This is a genomic window from Terriglobia bacterium, assembly GCA_020072645.1.
Classification (GTDB): domain Bacteria; phylum Acidobacteriota; class Terriglobia; order Terriglobales; family Acidobacteriaceae; genus Angelobacter.
In genome coordinates this window covers 31,175-49,801 of record JAIQGK010000008.1, presented here as the reverse complement: position 1 = coordinate 49,801, position 18,627 = coordinate 31,175, and the positions used below count along the sequence as shown (strand labels likewise).

16 protein-coding genes are annotated in these 18,627 nt (G+C 55.4%); 8 read left to right on the top strand and 8 right to left on the bottom strand.

Going from position 1 to position 18,627, the window contains the following annotated elements:
* The first annotated feature begins 138 nt into the window (after positions 1-138).
* Positions 139-1,353 (top strand): aminotransferase class V-fold PLP-dependent enzyme, encoded by a 1,215-nt coding sequence (locus tag LAO76_12665; GenBank protein MBZ5491775.1) that lies wholly within the window; start codon positions 139-141, stop codon positions 1,351-1,353.
* A 1-nt stretch (position 1,354) separates the two neighbouring features.
* Here LAO76_12665 and LAO76_12660 read toward each other — a convergent pair whose 3' ends face one another.
* Positions 1,355-1,765, bottom strand: coding sequence for a hypothetical protein (locus LAO76_12660; protein ID MBZ5491774.1), 411 nt, complete (start codon positions 1,763-1,765; stop codon positions 1,355-1,357).
* A gap of 205 nt (positions 1,766-1,970) precedes the next feature.
* Complete coding sequence (ligD, locus tag LAO76_12655; protein ID MBZ5491773.1) at positions 1,971-3,023, bottom strand: non-homologous end-joining DNA ligase; 1,053 nt, start codon at positions 3,021-3,023, stop codon at positions 1,971-1,973.
* Positions 3,024-3,152: 129 nt separating this feature from the next.
* On the opposite strand from ligD, the gene LAO76_12650 reads away from it, so the two are divergent.
* From LAO76_12650 to LAO76_12635, 4 genes are all read left to right on the top strand, one after another.
* Positions 3,153-3,968 carry a nucleotidyltransferase family protein gene (locus tag LAO76_12650; protein MBZ5491772.1) on the top strand — a complete coding sequence of 272 codons (816 nt, stop codon included), beginning with the start codon at positions 3,153-3,155 and terminating at the stop codon, positions 3,966-3,968.
* A 46-nt stretch (positions 3,969-4,014) separates the two neighbouring features.
* Positions 4,015-4,722: a metallophosphoesterase gene (locus LAO76_12645; GenBank protein MBZ5491771.1), complete on the top strand. Its 708-nt coding sequence runs from the start codon at positions 4,015-4,017 to the stop codon at positions 4,720-4,722.
* Between the two features lie 213 nt (positions 4,723-4,935).
* Positions 4,936-5,859 carry a KpsF/GutQ family sugar-phosphate isomerase gene (locus LAO76_12640; GenBank protein MBZ5491770.1) on the top strand — a complete coding sequence of 308 codons (924 nt, stop codon included), beginning with the start codon at positions 4,936-4,938 and terminating at the stop codon, positions 5,857-5,859.
* A 184-nt stretch (positions 5,860-6,043) separates the two neighbouring features.
* Positions 6,044-6,667 carry an HAD hydrolase family protein gene (locus LAO76_12635; protein ID MBZ5491769.1) on the top strand — a complete coding sequence of 208 codons (624 nt, stop codon included), beginning with the start codon at positions 6,044-6,046 and terminating at the stop codon, positions 6,665-6,667.
* A gap of 63 nt (positions 6,668-6,730) precedes the next feature.
* Here the strand turns inward: LAO76_12635 and LAO76_12630 are convergent, their stop codons facing one another.
* From LAO76_12630 to LAO76_12620, 3 genes are all read right to left on the bottom strand, one after another.
* Entirely contained in the window at positions 6,731-8,932 is a 2,202-nt protein-coding gene (locus LAO76_12630) for a prolyl oligopeptidase family serine peptidase (GenBank protein MBZ5491768.1), read from the bottom strand.
* 54 nt (positions 8,933-8,986) lie between these two features.
* Positions 8,987-9,457, bottom strand: a complete 471-nt coding sequence (locus LAO76_12625; protein ID MBZ5491767.1) for a GAF domain-containing protein — start codon at positions 9,455-9,457, stop codon at positions 8,987-8,989.
* Positions 9,458-9,598: 141 nt separating this feature from the next.
* Positions 9,599-10,069 carry a GAF domain-containing protein gene (locus LAO76_12620; protein MBZ5491766.1) on the bottom strand — a complete coding sequence of 157 codons (471 nt, stop codon included), beginning with the start codon at positions 10,067-10,069 and terminating at the stop codon, positions 9,599-9,601.
* Positions 10,070-10,245: 176 nt separating this feature from the next.
* Between LAO76_12620 and LAO76_12615 the strand changes: the two genes are divergently transcribed.
* Together LAO76_12615 and LAO76_12610 are read left to right on the top strand one after the other, a co-directional pair.
* Complete coding sequence (locus LAO76_12615; GenBank protein MBZ5491765.1) at positions 10,246-11,784, top strand: insulinase family protein; 1,539 nt, start codon at positions 10,246-10,248, stop codon at positions 11,782-11,784.
* On the top strand, positions 11,781-13,298 hold the full coding sequence (locus tag LAO76_12610; GenBank protein ID MBZ5491764.1) for an insulinase family protein: 1,518 nt from the start codon (positions 11,781-11,783) through the stop codon (positions 13,296-13,298). Before LAO76_12615 ends, LAO76_12610 begins: the two co-directional genes overlap by 4 nt.
* Positions 13,299-13,363: 65 nt before the next feature.
* Here LAO76_12610 and LAO76_12605 read toward each other — a convergent pair whose 3' ends face one another.
* The gene (locus tag LAO76_12605; protein MBZ5491763.1) at positions 13,364-15,214 is read right to left on the bottom strand and encodes a hypothetical protein; all 1,851 of its coding nucleotides are present in this window, start codon (positions 15,212-15,214) and stop codon (positions 13,364-13,366) included.
* Between the two features lie 415 nt (positions 15,215-15,629).
* Complete coding sequence (locus LAO76_12600; GenBank protein MBZ5491762.1) at positions 15,630-16,061, bottom strand: BrxA/BrxB family bacilliredoxin; 432 nt, start codon at positions 16,059-16,061, stop codon at positions 15,630-15,632.
* A 92-nt stretch (positions 16,062-16,153) separates the two neighbouring features.
* On the opposite strand from LAO76_12600, the gene LAO76_12595 reads away from it, so the two are divergent.
* On the top strand, positions 16,154-17,218 hold the full coding sequence (locus LAO76_12595; protein ID MBZ5491761.1) for a UDP-N-acetylmuramate dehydrogenase: 1,065 nt from the start codon (positions 16,154-16,156) through the stop codon (positions 17,216-17,218).
* 81 nt (positions 17,219-17,299) lie between these two features.
* On the opposite strand, the gene LAO76_12590 is transcribed toward LAO76_12595, so the two are convergent.
* Positions 17,300-18,562 carry a DUF2891 domain-containing protein gene (locus LAO76_12590; GenBank protein MBZ5491760.1) on the bottom strand — a complete coding sequence of 421 codons (1,263 nt, stop codon included), beginning with the start codon at positions 18,560-18,562 and terminating at the stop codon, positions 17,300-17,302.
* Positions 18,563-18,627 lie beyond the last annotated feature (65 nt).

The window sequence follows — 18,627 nt, the reverse complement described above, 5'->3', positions numbered from 1 at the left end:
GCCACACAGGCGCGTTTTTTCATCTGCAATCGAGATTGATCTAAACTGTTTTAATAAAAGCTGCGCGATGTTAACAGGCGCAGCAAGAACTTTCCGAACCACGAAGCACCCAAGCGGTTTGGAGCGGAGCGACACGAAATGACGATTCATACCGGACGCCATTTTCTACAGATTCCCGGACCAACCAACGTTCCTGACCGTGTTCTGCGCGCGATGGACCGCCCTGTGATTGATCATCGAGGACAGGAGTTTGCGCAGCTGGGCGCTGAAGTGCTTGAAGGAGTGAAATCGATCTTCAAGACCAAAGGACCGGTCGTAATTTATCCTGCGTCTGGCTCCGGTGCGTGGGAAGCGGCGATTGTGAACACGCTCTCTCCGGGTGATCGAGTGCTGATGTTTGAAACCGGGCACTTTTCCAATCTGTGGCGTGATGTCGCCGTACGGCATGGGCTGGTCGTTGATTATGTACCGGGAAATTGGCGGCGCGGCGCGCCGCCGGAGGACGCCGAACATCGGCTGAAAGAAGACAAGCAGCACGCGATCAAAGCCGTGATGGTTGTGCACAATGAAACTTCCACCGGAGTAGCCAGCCGCATTGCCGAGATTCGCAAAGCCATGGATCGAGCGCAGCATCCGGCGCTGCTCATGGTGGATACGATTTCATCGTTAGGCTCGATGGATTACCGGCACGATGAATGGGGCGTGGACGTAACCGTGGGTGGATCGCAAAAAGGGCTGATGCTTCCGCCGGGGCTGAGCTTTAACGCAATTTCAGAAAAGGCGCTGGCGGCGAATAAGTCGGCCAAAATGGGACGCTATTACTGGGACTGGCAGGAGATGCTCAAGCCCAATCGGTCAGGCTTCTTTCCTTACACACCGGCGACAAATCTTTTGTGGGGGCTGCGGGAAGCGCTGGCCATGCTGCATGAAGAAGGACTGGACAATGTGTTTCGCCGGCATGACCGCCATGCAAAAGCTACGCGTGCGGCCGTGGAAGCGTGGGGGCTGGAAGTATGGTGCGAAGAGCCTAAGGAATATTCCAGTTCGCTTACGGCAGTTGCCATGCCGCTGGGCCATGATGCGGACAAGCTACGGGAACTTATTCTAGACACCTTTGATATGTCACTTGGCACGGGGCTGGCGAAGCTGGGTGGCAAGGTGTTTCGCATCGGGCACCTGGGACACTTCAACGACCTTATGCTGGCAGGCACGCTCAGCGGCGTTGAGATGGGGTTGCGGCTGGCAAAGGTCCCACACAAGCCGGGCGGGATTAATGCCGCGCTGGAGCATCTGGCGGCAAGCCATCAGCGCGCGACAGCCGGAGCGCAGGTGGCGGAAGCGACGCTTCGCTAGATCAGCGTTGTTCGTCTTTTAGGTTGCGAAAGCCGGCGCGGTGATCACGGATGAGCCGGTCGAGCCGCGATTGCAGCAGCGTTACGGCGTCATACAAGGTCTGGATGCCGCCGCTTTCCCAGTTTACGTCCTCATGCTCCATATCAATGGAAAGGTCGCGCATCATCTGCGCGAAACGGCGGATTCGCTCGGCGGCCAGGAACGATGCCAGCAGCTCTTTGCGCCCGGGCTGGGCATGGTGCAGCTCGCTGGCCGTCCATGAAGTCATGCGGATTTCGTCAAGAGCATGGCGAAACTCCTGCAAGGCCGCATCGTCGGAAATGGTGCCACTTTTCAAGTCGCGCTCAAGCAGGCGCAGCTCTGAAGTCAGGGTACGCAACCGGGACGCGATCTGAAAGCCCTTTTCAGCCATTTTCCCCACCCCTATTTTGATGCCAATGAGTTCCGGATTGCTCTATGTTTCCGCGCGAACATGGTCACTGTAGCTGGATTCAAGTGGGCGAGCCTGGATTTGTCCTTAAGTAATGCGGAGCGGGGACGAATGGGGCAAACACCAAGGAATACCGGCTGAAAGCAGGCGATTTCAGGCCGTTAATAAAAGTGCGACCAGTAAGGGACTAGCGGGCGCGGGCTTTCCGCTTAACTGGTTTGGTGGCGGTCTTGGAAGCAGTTTTTCCAGCAGGCCGAGCAGATTGGAACCCTTTAAGCTTCGCCTTTGCCGCTGAAGCTGCCGGTTGAGGGCCATTCTGTCCCAGGGCCGTCAGGGGAGGCAGCTTTTGCTTGAGCTTCAGAACGGGCTCAAAAAGATCGCCCGACTTTTCTACCCGCTGCAAAACCTGATCTGAAGTAAAAACCAGCAACTCTGGATCGGCTTTTTTCAAGCAGTTTTCCACCTCTTTCCATGTAACCGGCGTGGATACAGTTGGCTGGTCTTTAGCGCGTAACGAATAAACGTTGACTGTAGTCTTGTAATCGTCGTTCTGGCTCCAGTCAACAAAGACCTTATTCACGCGCAGGGCTTTTTTCATATCGGAAACCACAAGATCGGGGTGGCGCTCTTCCAGCAGCTGCGCAATCGCCCTGGCAAAAGGCTTGGTTTGCGCATAAGAAACGGCAGTGTTCAAGGGGACATAAATCTGAAGGCCCTTGGAACCAGATGTCTTGGCAAAAGCCTGCAGGCCGAACTGCTCAAAAATCTCACGCACCCACAGGCCCACCTGGCAGCACTGTACAATGTTGGCCGGCGGGCCCGGATCAAGGTCGAAGGCGATCACTGTGGGACGATTTGTATCAGGCGCGCGCGAAAGCGAAGTATGCAATTCGAGGTCGGCCAGATTGGCGAGCCAAACCAGCGTTGGCAGATCGGCGACAACACAGTAGTCCATAAAGCGATTATTGCCTTCGCTCCAGACCCTGGCGGTCTTCATCCAGGGGGGACGGTAGCTGGGACAGTTTTTCTCATAAAAAAACATCCCCTCAACACCGTTGGGATAGCGCTTGAGCGTTAGAGCGCGGTCGGCCAGATGAGGCAGCAGCACAGGCGCAATGCGGACGTAATAATCGATGACCTGGCCTTTGGTGAAACCAGCTTTGGGATAAAGGACCTTATCCAGATTCGACAGCTTGATTTGCCGGCCCTCTATCTCGATTACGGACTCTTTCCTGGCCATGGAAACTCCAGTACCACTTCCATATTAGATGCTTAGCGGGCAAATGCTGTTCCAGACCCCTTACCTTCCAAGGTGCATTTTTCAGGGTAGTTCAACAACGTGACAACGCGAAAGGCCATCTAATCCGTGATGCCTGACGACCGGGAAATAGCGCTGCCGGTAAGCTCTTCGACTCCTCCGGTATTTTGCAAGCAGCAGGAATCTCTGTTTCGCGAAATAATCCAATTGCTGGAGGGCAATCACGTTCCCTTCGTAATATCCGGGGCCTTTGCTTTGCATGAGCATACTGGAATCTGGCGCGACACCAAGGACCTGGACCTTTTTCTTCCCGCGCAGGAAGTAGGGCGCGCGCTAACGCTGCTGGAAAAAGATGGCTTTGAAACCGAAGTCCTGGATTCCGTGTGGCTGGCCAAAGCCAAACGCGACGGCTTTTTTGTTGACCTGATCACGGGTATGAGCAACGCGGTGTTGCGAGTGGATTATTCATGGATTCGGCACGCCAGCCGCTCAGAAGTATTTGGGCTTTCCGTGCGGGTGCTGGCGCCGGAAGAGTTGATTGCGTCAAAACTTTTTGTCACGCGTCGCGAACGCTTTGACGGCGCGGACATTTGCCACGTGATCTACGGTACCAAGGGCAAGTTTAACTGGCAGCGGCTGATTAGCCTTATTGGCGATCACTGGGAAATGCTGTTCTGGAGCTTGGTGCTCTACCATTATATTTATCCGGCAAATTCCGATTATGTGCCTCCGGAAATATGGAAAGAATTGGTGCAGCGATTCAGCGTTGAGCTGGCGCACCCGAATACAGGGGCAAACTTTCGCGGCAGCCTGATTGACGACAAGATGTTTGCCATTGACGTGGCCGAGTGGGGGAAGCGCAATATCCTGGAAGAGCTTCGCGAAAAAGCCGAACTGATCCATCGGGAGAAAAAAGAAGCGGCCTAGAAGGTGGCGATATTCAACTGTCACTTCAAATAATTTTCACTAAGCTATGAGAATTGCAGCCACAGCAGACTTGCACTTTACGCCGCAGAGCTATGACCGCATACGCGAGCCACTGTCGCGTGTGCGCGACGAGGCTGACCTGCTGGTGATTGCCGGCGATCTTACCAATTACGGCAAGCCGGAAGAGATGCATTCTCTCCTGAATGGACTGGTGCGGTTGCGTATTCCCATTGTGGCCGTGCTGGGCAATCACGATTACGAGAGCGGCCAGGAAACGGAACTGATCAAGATGATGACCACCGAGGGCATCAAAGTGCTGGATGGCAGCAGCTATGAACGAGATGGCGTGGGATTTGCCGGCGCCAAAGGCTTTCCCGGAGGGTTTGGCCGCGGCATGCTGACAGCTTTCGGCGAAAAAGAGATTAAAGCGTTTGTCCAGGCGAGCCTGGACGAAACGCTCAAATTGGAGCGCGCGCTTACCATGCTACGCACGCCGAAGATTGTGATTGTCACCCACTATGCTCCAATCTGCGAAACCGTGGAGGGCGAACGTCAGGAAATTTTTCCATTCCTGGGCAGCTCGCGTCTGGCTGAAGTAATTGATCGCCATCAAGCAGTGGTTGCATTCCATGGCCATGCGCACCATGGCAAACCCGATGGCAAAACCATTGGTGGCGTCCCAGTCCACAATGTTGCGTTGTCAATTTTGATGGCGCAGAATCCGCCGTGCCCGTATCGTGTGGTGGAAGTATAGCGTCCAGCAATTAACAAATAGCAATTGGCAAAGGTTATCGAGGGGGACATTCGGCTTTTGCCTGAATGCTAATTGCTATTCTGCCAATTGCTTGAGCGGCGATTTTTCGCCGCGAACTGCTACTATTATTCTCGAGTGAAATCCACTGGATCCAACGTAGTGCGCATTGAGGCGGAAGCGCTGCGCGAATTGGCCGAACGCATTGACGGGCCAATGGCGCAGGACTTTGTCCGGGCCGTGGAATGCCTGGATTCCTGCGGTGGACGTGTGGTTGCGACGGGTATGGGCAAGAGCGGAATCATTGCGAGGAAAATTGCCGCCACGCTCAGCTCTACCGGCACGCCGGCGCTTTATCTGCATCCGGCAGAGGCCGTACACGGCGACCTGGGAATGCTGGTCCGCGGCGATGTGGTCCTGGCGCTTTCTTCAAGCGGCGAGACGGAAGAAATCCTGCAATTGCTGGTCACGATCCGCAGGATCGGCAGCAAGCTGATTACGATCACGGGCGACAGGCTTTATCCGGAAAACTCACATAAACCGGCTTCAATCAAAAAATCAACGCTGGCGCAGGCGGCGGATGTGGCTCTGGATTGTTCCATCGACCAGGAAGCATGTTCGCTGGGACTCGCGCCTACGGCGTCAACCACGGCAATGCTGGCGCTGGGCGATGCGCTGGCGGTCGCGCTCTCAGAAAAACGTGGCTTCAAAGAAGAAGATTTTGCGCATTTGCATCCCGGCGGCAAGCTGGGTAAAAAGTTGGCGCGCGTTTCACAGCTAATGCACAGCGGCGCTGCGGTGCCGCGCGTCGAGCGGTCCACCAGGATGGTGGATGTGATTTATGAGATGTCGCGCAAGGGTCTGGGCATTACAACCGTGATGGAAGACAACAAACTGCTGGGCGTGATCAGCGATGGCGATCTGCGCCGGCTACTGGAGAAACGCAAAGACGTGCTTAGTATGACCGCCGGCGATTGCGTGACGGCCAACCCGAAGACGATTCGCCCAGAAGAATTCGCGATGACGGCGTTGAACATCATGGAGCAGAAAAAAATTACGTCGCTGGTGGTGACGCAGGCAGACGGGACGGTGGAAGGAATTATTCATCTGCATGATTTGTGGGGGACACAGATGGTGTAAAAACAGCCATTAGCTCTTAGCCATTGGCTTTTAGCTTTGTATCGCAGGTTTAGCGTGATTGGCTAAAGGCTAAGAGCTAAGGGCTGGCGGAGAAAGCAGATGTGGACTGTCCATAGTGGCAATTGGTAATTGGTAGTCGGTGTTTAGCCCACTGCGTTTGCTAAATACCAAGTACTAAATACCAATGACCGAATCTCTCGATCGCGCAAAGAAAATCAAAGTAATTCTCTTCGACGTGGATGGCGTTCTTACTGACGGATCCATATGGCTCTTCCCCGCTCCGGCATCGGGGCCGCGCAGCACGGACGCGCATGCGGAGAAACATGCCGACAAGCCCGGTTTCGCCATCATCAGCCAGAACATGATTGAAGCAAAAGGTTTCAACGCGCATGACGGCACAGCTATCTCACTGGCGCGGCTGGGCGGATTGAAGACCGGGATGGTGACAAAGCGCATTTCAGAGACAGTGGCATTGCGGGCCCGCGATTTGAAGATCGATTACCTTTATCAGGGCGCGCAGAACAAATCAGACATTCTGGACAAGATTCTGGCGGAAAGCGGCTTTCAAGAAGAACAAATTGCCTATGTGGGAGACGACGTAATCGATCTGCCGATCATGCGGCGCTGCGGACTGGCGATCGCCGTGGCCAATGCGCGTCCGCAGGTGAAGGCGATGGCGCATCATGAGACTTTGTCCGTGGGTGGCCATGGCGCGGCGCGGGATGCGGTGGAGTACGTTCTTGAGGCGCAAGGGACACTGGAGAAGGTGATTGATGCCTATATCCATGCGCGGACGTCGATCAAGTGATGTTTTAATTGCATACCGAGAAACCGCTGCTAGCGAACTTTCGATACAACTCTGCGTTCTTCGTCAATGCTGGCTGCCTTGAGTCGCGTCCCGCAGCTTCCTATCAAAAAACTCTGCTGTGGCCTTGTATCCCTTCACCCAAGTACGCCAGAGCAGGAAATCATGGATCTCGTCGGGAAAAATAATTTGTTCGATGTCAACGTTCTGCTGACGAAGGCGCTGAATGAGATCCGTAGTTTGGGAGAAAGGCACATTGCGGTCATCGTCGCCATGCATGAAGAGCACAGGAGACTTCCATGTCGTGGCCGATGCAACGGGTGACGAATCAAACGCCAGCTTGGCGGCTTCTTTGGCGTCCGGCGCGTCACCGCCACGGCCACCGAGAAACGCTGACCAGTCATGCACGCCGTGGAAATCCACGCCGGCGGCAAAGATATCAGAGTTGCGCGCAAGGGCCAGTGCCGTAATCAGGCCGCCGTAAGAGCCTCCCCAGATGCCGATGTGCTTGCGGTCAACATACGGCAGGCTTTGCAGATATCGCGCGCCAGCCACCACGTCCTTGTACTCAGAGGAGCCGCGCCAGCCGCCATTGGCAGGCTCACGGAAGGCGCGTCCATACATGATGCCCAGACGGTAATTGACTGAGAGCACCACGTATCCGCGGCTGGCCAGGTACTGATTTTCCGCGTACGCGTTGTGGTAGTAGTACGAATAGTGGAAGCCGGGCATCATCTGCCGTGGCGGTCCGCCGTGAACGTGGATCACTGCGGGGCCAGGCTGGGTGCGATTGCGTGGAACAAAAAGCGTTCCGTGAATTTCCAGCCCGTCTTCGCTTTTGAACGTGACAGTCTGCGGCTCAACCAGTTGGTCCGAAGGAAAATCTTTGGGCAGCGCGCTGGCGGCGATCATCTCACGATGGATGATGGGCTGGGAAAATCCCTGACTGTCTGTTTTCCCTTGCTCTATCACCACTCGATACGGCATTGCTGGCGAAGTAGCGGTCGAACCGAAGCAGACGATCGTTTTGCCGTCCGCAAGCATTAAGGGATGCCACTCGATAGTTTTGCCAGTAGTAAGCGGCAGCCGTCGCAGGTCCAGCTTATTGCGCCGGTTAAGGTCTTGCAGAATTGACATGGAAATATGCCGCCGCTCCACATCTCCATCGTTCGAGCTATAAAGAATGGTGGTTTTGTCAGGAGTCAGCTCAACATCTTCCGCCTCGTAATTGCCGGGAGTCAGAAGCCTTGGCGCGCCGCCAGTCGCAGAAATTGCATACAGATGGTTCCACCCATCCTGCTCCGAACAGAAAACAATTTTCCCGCCTTCAGCAAACTTCAATGACTCCGCCGCAAACGGCGGCAGCGAATCGTTCATCTCCTTGCCGCTGTGCCACAGCTCATGCGCTTCGGCCGTTGCAGCGTCGGCCAGCCAGATGGCCCACGGATGCGGACGAACAGGAATTAGCGGCAAATGGTTTTCTGCTCCCGGCGTGCGAATGAAAACGATCTGACGACCATCAGGAGACCATCGCGGCGCAAAGTCTCGATCAACGCTGGGCGCAACGTAACGCACGCGCTGCTCAGCCATGTCAAAGATCGCGATGAACGCATGATCTTTTCGGCCAGTCCTGAACGCCAGATGTTTTCCATCAGGCGACCACTGCGGTTCGCTTTCTTCGCCGCGCAATTCGGTGAGCTGGTGCGCAGGCTTGTCGGCGGCAATATTGGCCATCCACAAATGGTTCTTCGGCCCCACCCAAACGGCGGTCAGTCCGTCAGGAGAAAGCCGGATATCCTCGCAGTCCTCTTCCCCGCAGCCCATATCGCCCAGCAGTCGCGGCTTGCCTGTTTCCACTTCGGCGGCCCACACCTGCTGCTTGGGCTCTTTCGTTTCAGTCGTGGGATTTGCCACGTGGCCTTCGCTGCTCACTTCCGACCCACGAGCATAGACAACGGTCTTGCCGTCCGGCGTAAGCTTCACGGCAAAAATATCCTGGCCATCGTCACCCTGATAGTGCGTAACCTGCCGCCCGGCGAAGTCAGGCGCGTCCGCCACCCATATGTTGCGTTCACCCCGGCTGTCAAACACCCAGGCAATGCGATTCGCTTTTGCTGCCGACGTCAGCGCAGTCGGGAACGGCGAACCCATCACCTGTTCCAGCGTGAAGCCGGATTTAGTAGAGCTGGGCTTAGTAGAACTGGAGTTTTGCGCGATGGAAGAACTTGCAAAGAACAGAACGAGCAGCAGGATTCGAAGGAATTTCATACGCGCGACATCATAGCAGCCTGCTTGAAATATTTCGCCCGGCCAGGCGTGACCTCAGCGCGGCTTTTCCAGATAACCGCTTACCAGCGCCGCGCACGCTTCCACAAACTTCTGTTCGTCAAAGTTGAAGGTTTCGGCAAAATAGCTATTGATGTCGATTTCGCCGTAAAGCGCGCCGCGCGTAAAGATCGGCGTCACAATCTCCGACTTCACCAGCGCCGACGAAGCCTTATAGCGCGGATCGTTCGCCGCATTGTTTACCACTACGGTTTTTTTCGTCGTGGCTGCGTCGCCGCACAGGCCTTTATCCAGAGAAACGCTCTCATGGGGATCAAAGCTGCCCACATGCGGCCCCAGCTTCAGGCTGCCGGGGCGTGTTTTATCCACCAGGTAAAATCCCACCCAGTTATAGCGCGTCATGGTGTCATGCAGGCGCTGGACGATCGCCTCCATCAACGCATCCACCGTGCGCGCTGACTGCGCTACATAGCCGAAGTCTTTAAGCAATTCCTGGTGCTTGGACATTTCTATGGCATGGGCTGCGCGGACTTATGCCCAGCCCTGCTGCCTTTATATAGTCAGCCGCCGTGGCAGGCAATGTCATTGTGTGTTCATCTGCCGGTACGAAAGCAGCAGCCCAGCCAGCAAGCGGACACCGACTTGAGACTACCGTTTCTTCTCCAGATACTTGCCTACGAGCTGCGCCACGTCTTCCGCAAAGGCCTGCTCCGCTTTGGTGAACGTATTGGCAAAATAGCTTTCAATATCGAGCTCAGCCAGCAGCTCATTTTTAGCCAGAATCGGGACCACCAGGTTCGCCTTCACAATTTCCGATCCGGAAAGATAACGCGGATCGCTGGCCACGTCATTCACCACAACGGTCTTTTTGGTGGTGGCCGCCGCGCCGCACAATCCTTTATTGATGGGGATACGCACGTTGGGGCTGAAGCTGCCCACATAAGGGCCCACCACCAGCACCCCGGGATCGGCCTTATCTACCAGATAAAACCCCACCCAGTTGTAACGTGAAAACTCATCATGCAGGCGCTGTGATATATGGGTCATCAGCGCTGTTGCGTTCGCCGCGGTTTCAGCAAATAGTCGGAACTCCTGGAGCAGTTCCTGGTGTTTTGACATCTTAGTTTTTCCTGGGCGTGCAAAAAAGATTGCCCCAGTTATACATTTAGAGCTGCCACGCAGCAATGTTATTTTGCGTTGCGCATTTAATCTGGTAATGGTTGCTGGCTCACTTCTCTCTCCGTTGCGCGTCCAATTTGAAAACATCCGCGTCACCCTTTACCCTTGAGACAGCTATGAAGATTCCTTGTTTGCGCAACCTCGCAATTGTCGTTGGATTTATCTCGATCGCTCTCACCCTTAACGCCCAGGACATTGCTTCCTTTGAAAAACGGATCACCGTCAAGAAGCTGGCCAATGGCCTGACCATCGTGCTCATGGAACGCCCTGAAGCGCCGGTGTTTTCCTTCTACACGCGCGTTGACGCCGGCTCCGTGCAGGAAGTCCCGGGCATCACCGGCCTGGCGCACATGTTTGAGCACATGGCCTTCAAGGGCACGCATGAGATCGGCACCACAAACTGGCCCGCGGAAAAAGCCGCGCTGGAAAAAGTGGAAACCACGTATGCCGCTTATTTGCATGAGAAGTTGAAGGAAGTTGGGCGCGACGAAAAGAAGGTGGCGGAGCTTGAAAAAGCCTGGCAGGCAGCCGTGGATGCCGCCGAAAAGTTTGTAGTCCCCAATGAGTTTGGTGAGATCGTGGAAAGCCAGGGCGGAGTCGGTCTCAATGCATCCACTGACCGCGACGAGACGACATACTTCTATTCGTTTCCAGAAAATCGCCTTGAGTTGTGGGCTTACCTGGAGTCAGAGCGCTTTCTGGAGCCGGTGATGCGCGAGTTTTATAAGGAGCGCGACGTCGTCTATGAAGAACGGCGCATGAGCGTTGATAGCTCGCCGCAGGGCCGGCTGATTGAGCAGTTTCTGCGCGCGGCATTCATCGCGCATCCTTACGGACGCCCCGTAGTTGGCTGGCCTTCTGATCTGCGCGCCTTCTCCGCCACTGACGCCATTAATTTCTTTAAGAAGTATTACGTTCCCGCAAACATGGTGGTCACGGTGGTGGGCGACCTGAAGGCCGCGGAGGCCATGCCGATCATCGAGAAATACTTTGGCCGCATCCCCGCGCGCCCCGCGCCAGATCCGCTGCGCACCCAAGAACCTCCGCAACAGGCCATGCGGACCGTCTTAATTCATGACCGCAGCCAGCCGATTTATGTTGAAGGCTACCACCGCGGAGACTATCGCGATCCTGACGATCCTGTGTATGACGTGCTGGCCGACTTGCTTTCCAAAGGCCGCACTTCCCGGCTCTATCGTTCCCTGGTGCGCGACAAACGGATTGCCATTGCCGCGCAGGGCGGTTCGTTCCCCGGCAATAAATATCCCAGCCTGTTTTTCTTTTTTGCGGCGCCCAGCCAGGGCCACACTGCTGAAGAAATGGCCGCGCCTATCCATGAAGAGATTGAAAAGCTGAAAACGCAGGATGTCTCCGACGAAGAATTGCAGTCGATCAAGACGCGCGCCAAGGCTGACCTGATTCGCGGCCTGGGCAACGATCAGGGTTTGGCCTTCCAACTGGGTGAGTACCAGGCGCTCTATGGTGACTGGCGCGAGCTCTTCCGCCAGATTGATGAGATCGACAAAGTCACCAAAGCCGATATTCGCCGCGTCGCCAATAAGACATTTCGTGATGACAATCGCACCGTTGCAACCATGGAAACGGAAGCGGAAAAACCAAAGCCGACAGAGCCGGCCAAAGGAGAGCAGAAATGAACAAGGTGAAATTCTTGCTCTTCATAACAATAATTTTCGCAATGAACGGGCTGGCTCTTAACGCGGGTGCCCAGGCCCGGAAACCCATTCCGCCAAAAGTCCCACAGGCAACAGCCAAGCCTTCTGCCGCGCCGGCCACATCATGGCAAAAAGTTCCCATTCCGCCGCTGCATCAATTCAAGCCGCAGGAGCCGCGCCGTGTGGAACTGCCCAACGGAATGGTGATCTTCCTGCAGGAAGACCACGAACTGCCGCTGATTGATGGCACCATCCGCATCCGTGGCGGATCGCGTGAAGAGCCGGCGGACAAGATCGGCATGATCTCCCTTTATGCCGATGTGTGGCGCACGGGCGGCACCAAAAGCAAAACCGGTGACGAGCTTGACGATTTTCTTGAGGCCCATGCCGCGCGCGTTGAAGCTTCAGACAGCGCGGACTCGACCTTTCTTTCCTGGTCATCGCTGAAGGAAAATTATGATCAGGTCTTCCCCGTCGTGCTGGATCTTCTGGAAAACCCGGAGTTTCGCCAGGACAAAATTGATCTTGCGAAGCAACAGTTTTTCAGCCTGATCTCGCGCCGCAATGACGATCTCGACGAAATCGCCGGCCGCGAATCTGCCAAGCTGGCATATGGCCCGGACAATCCTTATTCCCGCACGGCTGAGTATGACACCGTGGCGGCCATCACGCGTGAAGACTTGATGCAATGGCACAAGCGCACCATCGCGCCCAATAACATGATCTTGGGTCTTGCCGGTGATTTTGATTCCGCCGCCATGGAACAAAAGTTGCGTCAGGCTTTTGGCAACATGCCCAAAGGCGAGCCATTTGTCCCCGCGAAGATTACTTTTCACGGCCCCACACCGGGAATTTATTTTGTAGAAAAAAATGATGTCAACCAGAGTTCCATTGAGATGGTTGACCTCGGCATTGATCGCCGCAATCCCGATTACTACGCTATTGATGTCATGAATGAGTTATTTGGCGGCGGATTCTCTTCCCGCCTGTTCGTGAATATTCGCACCAAGCTTGGGCTGGCTTACTCCGTGGGCGGTGGCGTAGGGACGGCATTTGATCATTCCGGGATTACCCGCTTTGCCATGGGGACCAAAAGCGCAACAACCGCCGCCGGAATCGATGCGCTGCGCAAGGAGATGGAAAAGCTCATTACCGGCACAGTCCAGCCGATTGAAATGAAAAAAGCCAAAGACGCCATTTTGAATTCCTTCATCTTTGAGTTTGATTCCAAGCAGAAAGTCCTGGCAGAGCGTATGCGCTATGAGTTCTATGGCTTCCCGCCGGACTTCCTGGAGCAGTTCCGCGCGGGAATTGAAAAGGTCACGCCCGCTGACGTTGATCGCGTGGCCCGCAAATATCTCCACCCGGAAAAGATGGCGGTGCTGGTAGTCGGCAACGCCAAGGATTTTGACCGCCAGCTCTCAACCTTTGGCAAGGTGAATATGATCGATATCAGCATTCCGCCGCCCAAGAAGGCGGAGAAGCCGGGAAAGTAGGCCACGTTAAAGAACGTAAAGGGCTGGGCTCCAGCCCTTCTTCCCAAGTGAATCCTTTCCTGAGGTTAATCCCCTGATCCCGAGCCTGCAGCTTTCTTCATGGCTTTGCGCTTCGCCGCTGCTTCCTTCTTCGCTTCTGCTGCCTGCTCCAGATGCTTGCCCACACCTTTGGTGTGAGGATTCGGCTTCAGTAGGGGAAGAGCGCCGCCACTCGCTATCCAAAAGAGCCGTTCCGCATAAGCCGGACGAAAATCTTCAAAGTATCTTTGCTGCCAGTTCGGGTCCTGGCGCGGATCGTAGTCGTCCGTTTTGTGACCGGCATTAATCCAGCGGGAACGATAGTGCTCAAAAATGTCCATCACGTGGGCTGCATATGCCTTCGCCACTTCCGGGTCGCCTTCAATAATTAGCATGTTTTCGTCATTATTGGAGGAAGCTCGGAAGCCTAAGTTGTGGCTTCCGGTAATGACGGCGCATTTGGAACCGAACGGATCAATAACTATGGTTTTGTCGTGAATGATTGCATGCCCATACTTGTAAATCTCCTCACGCCATGCTTCGAAATTCTTGAAAATTCCCTGCGGCGAGGAAATCATGGCGTCCTCTGACACACCGGAAGTCAAAATGGAGAGGTCAAATTCCTTCGTCAGGTCGGGATCGCTGACTGCGCCGCGAACAAAGAGCTCTGGCTTTGCCGCCGCAGCCTTCGCCAGTTCCTTGAGGAAATGGAAGCTGCCTTCGCTTCCTGCCTTTCCTGGCATAAAGGCCAGGAACAAAACTGACTGCTGCGCCTTGTGTATCAGGTCATAGACCCGCTGCATGTCCACCGGGGTTGGCGGCGCAGTTTTGGCTCCCGACTTCATCGCCCCGTGAGTATTGGGAGAATACCAGACAGTAACGGTTGATTTGTTCTCTTGCGGGAGGGGGTCTCGCGGCGTGGCGCAGGCAGTGCGCAGTACCTGGCCCTGAATCCCCTTCATCGGAGCAGGCTGCTTGGGCACTCCCGCTGCCAGCGCATCCGTTTTTAAATCTTTCCAATATTGCAAATAGTCGGACGCCAGGCGGTCATCCTCGATGAGGATCGCATTGTTGCTCTGAGTACAAAGACCACTCGCCGTCCAATTGGTGCTCCCCGTAAGGACGGCTTTTGCGTTTCCCACCTTGTCGCAATAGACAAAGAACTTGTTGTGTCCGATGTGTCCAGACGGCATATAGCGGCGAATGATCTCCTTGGCGTTCTTCAACTTCTTCACACCAGGCTGGTTCTTGCCGTCATAGATGACAACCTTCTTCTTGTTTTGTTGCTTTTCGTCATTGTCGTTCGAAAGAATGAGATGCAGGTCTTTACATTCAGTCAGACGGTCAATAAGCTGCGGGTCAGTCATTTCATAGAGCGAGGCCCAACAGGAACCACCGTCTCTTTTGGCGCGATCAAGAAGTTGCGTCAGTGCTTCATATAATTGGCCGCATAGCGACTTCCTTAAATCATCCTTAGGATCATTGATCTTCTGTTCGATCTTGGCAAAATCCGGCTTCTTCTTGGCAGGGTTCCACAGATCGTCAGCCGTGTGCTGGGTTCCCAGAATGCCCCGGTTGAAGTAAACCTGCACCTTGTCATACTTGCCGGACACGACGACCCAATCCGTCTCTGCCACTGCGAGGCTGGTAAGCGGCTGTCGCGGAGCGCGCATGGGTATCACTTTATACTTGTAAGTGCCGCCTCTTTTCGCGTAGACATCGCGCCAGTTGTATTTGCGAATCGGTTGGTCTTCACAGGTAACCTTCAGCCGCTTGCCGCTACTGTCTCTATCGAACGCAGGCAACGCTTGGCCATTAGGATCGCCACCCTTCTCGATCCTGTAGACAGCGAAGCCCCCACAGCCCGCGATTGGTTGCGCGCCAAAATTCCAAGCCACGTGTACATAATCATTATTAGCTATGGCAATTGCTTTAATTTCATTTTGATAAGTAGACAAAACGGCCCCTTTCAGTCCTGATCTGAGATTTGAGTCCGCCTAATTTGTTTGTACAGACAGGAAAGTGCGCGAATTATATGCCGGAATCATTTCTTAAAGTGTCCATTCTTGCAACAGACAGCCAAAATAAGAGATTTTTATAAATTAGAACTAGGCAGCGATACCCCACTCTCTCTGCCCTAACTACTTGTGCGCATTGATTCCCAAGACAATCTGGAAGAGTGCGGCTTGCCCCTGTAATCACAACCACATGGCCTAGCAAAGCCTGATTTTCATCTCTGCTTTTTGCCTCCCCAAAAACACAAAGGGCACGCATTTGCGTGCCCCTGTTTTACTAAGTACCAATTACTAAGTACTAATTGCTGACTGCTTCCTTCGCGCAATGCTTCTCAAAAGCCTGCTTCAGCCGGGTGGCAATCGTATTCGGATCGCTCGTCTCAATGTCGTGGCGCTGCATCATGTAGACAAGTTGTCCATCGCGCATCAAGGCAATTGAAGGCGAACTTGGCGGAAAACCTGTGAAATGGCTGCGGGCCGCGTCGGTCGCTTCGCGGTCCTGTCCGGCAAAGACGGTGATCATACGGTCCGGACGGACGCCGCTCTGAATCGCCGCGCGCACGCCGGGACGCATTCTGCCTGCCGCGCATCCGCAGATGGAGTTCACCACTACCATCACGGTGCCTTTCTGGTTGATGGCATTTTCCACGTCGGCCGCGGTCCGCGCTTCTTGAATGCCGCCTGCTGTCAGCTCCTGGCGCATGGGCGCCACCATTCCCTCTGGATACATTTCTCTTTCCTCCCGATCTGATCTGCTCTCTATTCTACCAATTAAAAACTCTTTTCCATAACGGCCTTGTGCTGTAATCTGTTACGAATCTTTTGAGGACCCAGGAAAACATCCCCCTTGCACCGTTGACCACTTTTCACGTCGGTGGCCCGGCGCGTTACTTTGTAGACGCCCATTCGGAACATGAAGTTTCCGAAGCGGTGGCCTTCGCCTTCGCGCAGAAGCTACCACTTTTTGTCCTGGGCGGCGGCAGCAACCTTGTTGTTGCCGATAGCGGCTGGCCCGGCCTGGTCCTGAAAATATCTCTGGCGGGCGTGGAGTTTGAGGGTGACCTCCAGAAGATGCTCTTCCACGCCTCCGCCGGTGAAAACTGGGACTCGCTTGTGGCGCTCGCCATCAGCAAAAATTGCGGCGGCATTGAATGCCTGAGCGGAATTCCCGGGACGGTGGGCGGCACGCCGGTCCAGAATGTGGGCGCTTACGGGCAGGAAGTATCTGAAACCATCACCCACGTGCGCGCGCTGGAGATCGCTACCGGCACGGTGCTAGACCTCAGCAAAGCCGACTGCGGCTTTTCCTATCGCTCCAGCATTTTCAACGGCGCGCGCCGGGGCGAGTTCATTGTGCTGGAAGTTTCTTACCGACTTTGCCGCAACGTTGAACCAAAAATCGAATACGCTGACGTAAAAAACTTTTTCGCAGCCAGTAACGTTGAAAAACCCACGCTGCACCAAGTGCGCGATGCAGTGCGTTCCATCCGCCAGAGCAAGGCCATGCTTCTGGTTGAAGGCGACGAAGATTGCCGCAGCGCCGGATCATTCTTCAAGAACCCCATCGTCAGCGCCGCTGAAGGGAGCCGCATTCAGGCACTGGCGGAGAAGCGCGCTCCCGGCAAGACCATGCCCCGCTATCCCGCCGCCGATGGTCGGGTAAAACTCGCAGCCGCGTGGCTGGTGGAGCAGTCAGAATTTTCCAAAGGCTATTCGCTGGGCCCGGTCGGCATTTCGCGCAAACATACTCTGGCACTCGTGAACCGCGGCGGCGCAACGGCAAAAGACATTCTCGCCCTCAAAGACCAAATCGAGAAAAAGGTATTCGAAATCTGGGGAGTGCGGTTGCAGCCGGAGCCGGTGTTTGTGGGGTTTGACCGACAGTAATCGCCTGCACTAGGGGGTTGGCAAGGTCGAACAGGGCCTCAGGTCGGCGAAATCTGAAATCGTTACAGCCCACGATCAAGTTCATTTGGCGATGCCGCGCCGAGTGACGAGATACACGGCGAAGCTGCCCAGCCAGTGTCCGCCTTCGTAGTGCTCGCCGGTGACAGCAGCCAGACCGGCGCTGCGGTGCGCTGCGGCGCAGGCCGCGAGCGATTTCAGGCGCGGATCGTTCGCTGGAAGTCCTGAGGCTATTCCCTCGAGCATCCACGCCCGGCTCAGGTTCAGGCCGTCGATGTGACCCAGCTTGGGGTCGGATGGGTCGGTGGATTTCTGGGTCGGCAGCCAACCGGCGGAGCCGTCGCGAGGAATTTGCGGAAGAAATGTGTGCAGCCAGGAGGCAAAATCCGGCGGAGAGAGCACGCGGCGCATGAGATCGGCTTCAGCCAGGCAGGGAGAAAGAAAATCTTCGCCGGAAGGCTCGTAGGAAAGAGGGCAGTTCTTATCTGCGAGATAAAATTGACGCGCCTTGGCGAGAAGCAGCTTTGTGAAATCCTGATCATCGACGCGGCGCGCGTAATCGATCATCAGGCCCATGGCGAATGCAGTCTGGTTGTGCTCTCCGATCCGCACCGGGTAAGAGAGCTTGGGCAGCCAGACCTTGAGGCGATCCACGGCGCTTTGCTCCAGTGGAAGCAGGTTGACATAGAGCGCGTGGACCGTCAGGTTCTTCGGATCATCTGCCGCCCAATCGCGCAGTTCCACAGCAAGCTGCAGCAACCAGGCTAGGCCGTATGGCCGCTCAAAGCTGGCACGGCCCTCAGCTTGCAGGTATGAGGCCTCCGTGCGCAGGTTCTCTGCCGTCAGGCTCTGCTGCAACGCTGCGCGCGCCTGGAGCGCGAAAGGCGCGTCAGGAAAGGTGCGGGCCAGGCGCACGAGAAGCCAATGTCCGTGGACCGAGGAGTGCCAGTCGTAACAGCCGTAGAAAGAAGGCGTGAGTTTACGAGGCGGTGCGACATCGGCATCACTATTCATCGAATGCGCGATCTTATTGGGATACTCCTTGTGCACGCAGTCGAGCGCGAGTTGCGCGAAGCGGGAAGCGGCTTCGATATCAAAGCCGCTCTGCGAAGATGGACGCCCCTGCTCTACCCCAATCCGCGCAAAATCGGCGCGGCTCGGGGGCCCCTGCTCTACCCCAATCCGCGCAAAATCGGCGCGGCTTGGGGGCCCCTGCTCTACCCCAATCCGCGCAAAATCGGCGCGGCTTGGGGGCCCCTGCTGGCCAGACAAGCGTGTGGCCGCGACCAATAAGAGAAGGAAGAGTAGAAGTCTCGGATTTTCCATGTACGGGGCTAGCTTAGCAGCTTCAAGGGATTCTCTCATCGCCATGGACCTGAAGATGGAACGTC

What these genes read in the sequence shown, in the direction of transcription:
- LAO76_12665 (MBZ5491775.1), top strand. Translation starts at nt 139, where the DNA reads ATGACGATTCATACCGGACGCCATTTTCTACAGATTCCCGGACCAACC.
- LAO76_12660 (MBZ5491774.1), bottom strand. Translation starts at nt 1,765, where the DNA reads ATGGCTGAAAAGGGCTTTCAGATCGCGTCCCGGTTGCGTACCCTGACT.
- ligD (MBZ5491773.1), bottom strand. Translation starts at nt 3,023, where the DNA reads ATGGCCAGGAAAGAGTCCGTAATCGAGATAGAGGGCCGGCAAATCAAG.
- LAO76_12650 (MBZ5491772.1), top strand. Translation starts at nt 3,153, where the DNA reads ATGCCTGACGACCGGGAAATAGCGCTGCCGGTAAGCTCTTCGACTCCT.
- LAO76_12645 (MBZ5491771.1), top strand. Translation starts at nt 4,015, where the DNA reads ATGAGAATTGCAGCCACAGCAGACTTGCACTTTACGCCGCAGAGCTAT.
- LAO76_12640 (MBZ5491770.1), top strand. Translation starts at nt 4,936, where the DNA reads ATGGCGCAGGACTTTGTCCGGGCCGTGGAATGCCTGGATTCCTGCGGT.
- LAO76_12635 (MBZ5491769.1), top strand. Translation starts at nt 6,044, where the DNA reads ATGACCGAATCTCTCGATCGCGCAAAGAAAATCAAAGTAATTCTCTTC.
- LAO76_12630 (MBZ5491768.1), bottom strand. Translation starts at nt 8,932, where the DNA reads ATGAAATTCCTTCGAATCCTGCTGCTCGTTCTGTTCTTTGCAAGTTCT.
- LAO76_12625 (MBZ5491767.1), bottom strand. Translation starts at nt 9,457, where the DNA reads ATGTCCAAGCACCAGGAATTGCTTAAAGACTTCGGCTATGTAGCGCAG.
- LAO76_12620 (MBZ5491766.1), bottom strand. Translation starts at nt 10,069, where the DNA reads ATGTCAAAACACCAGGAACTGCTCCAGGAGTTCCGACTATTTGCTGAA.
- LAO76_12615 (MBZ5491765.1), top strand. Translation starts at nt 10,246, where the DNA reads ATGAAGATTCCTTGTTTGCGCAACCTCGCAATTGTCGTTGGATTTATC.
- LAO76_12610 (MBZ5491764.1), top strand. Translation starts at nt 11,781, where the DNA reads ATGAACAAGGTGAAATTCTTGCTCTTCATAACAATAATTTTCGCAATG.
- LAO76_12600 (MBZ5491762.1), bottom strand. Translation starts at nt 16,061, where the DNA reads ATGTATCCAGAGGGAATGGTGGCGCCCATGCGCCAGGAGCTGACAGCA.
- LAO76_12590 (MBZ5491760.1), bottom strand. Translation starts at nt 18,562, where the DNA reads ATGGAAAATCCGAGACTTCTACTCTTCCTTCTCTTATTGGTCGCGGCC.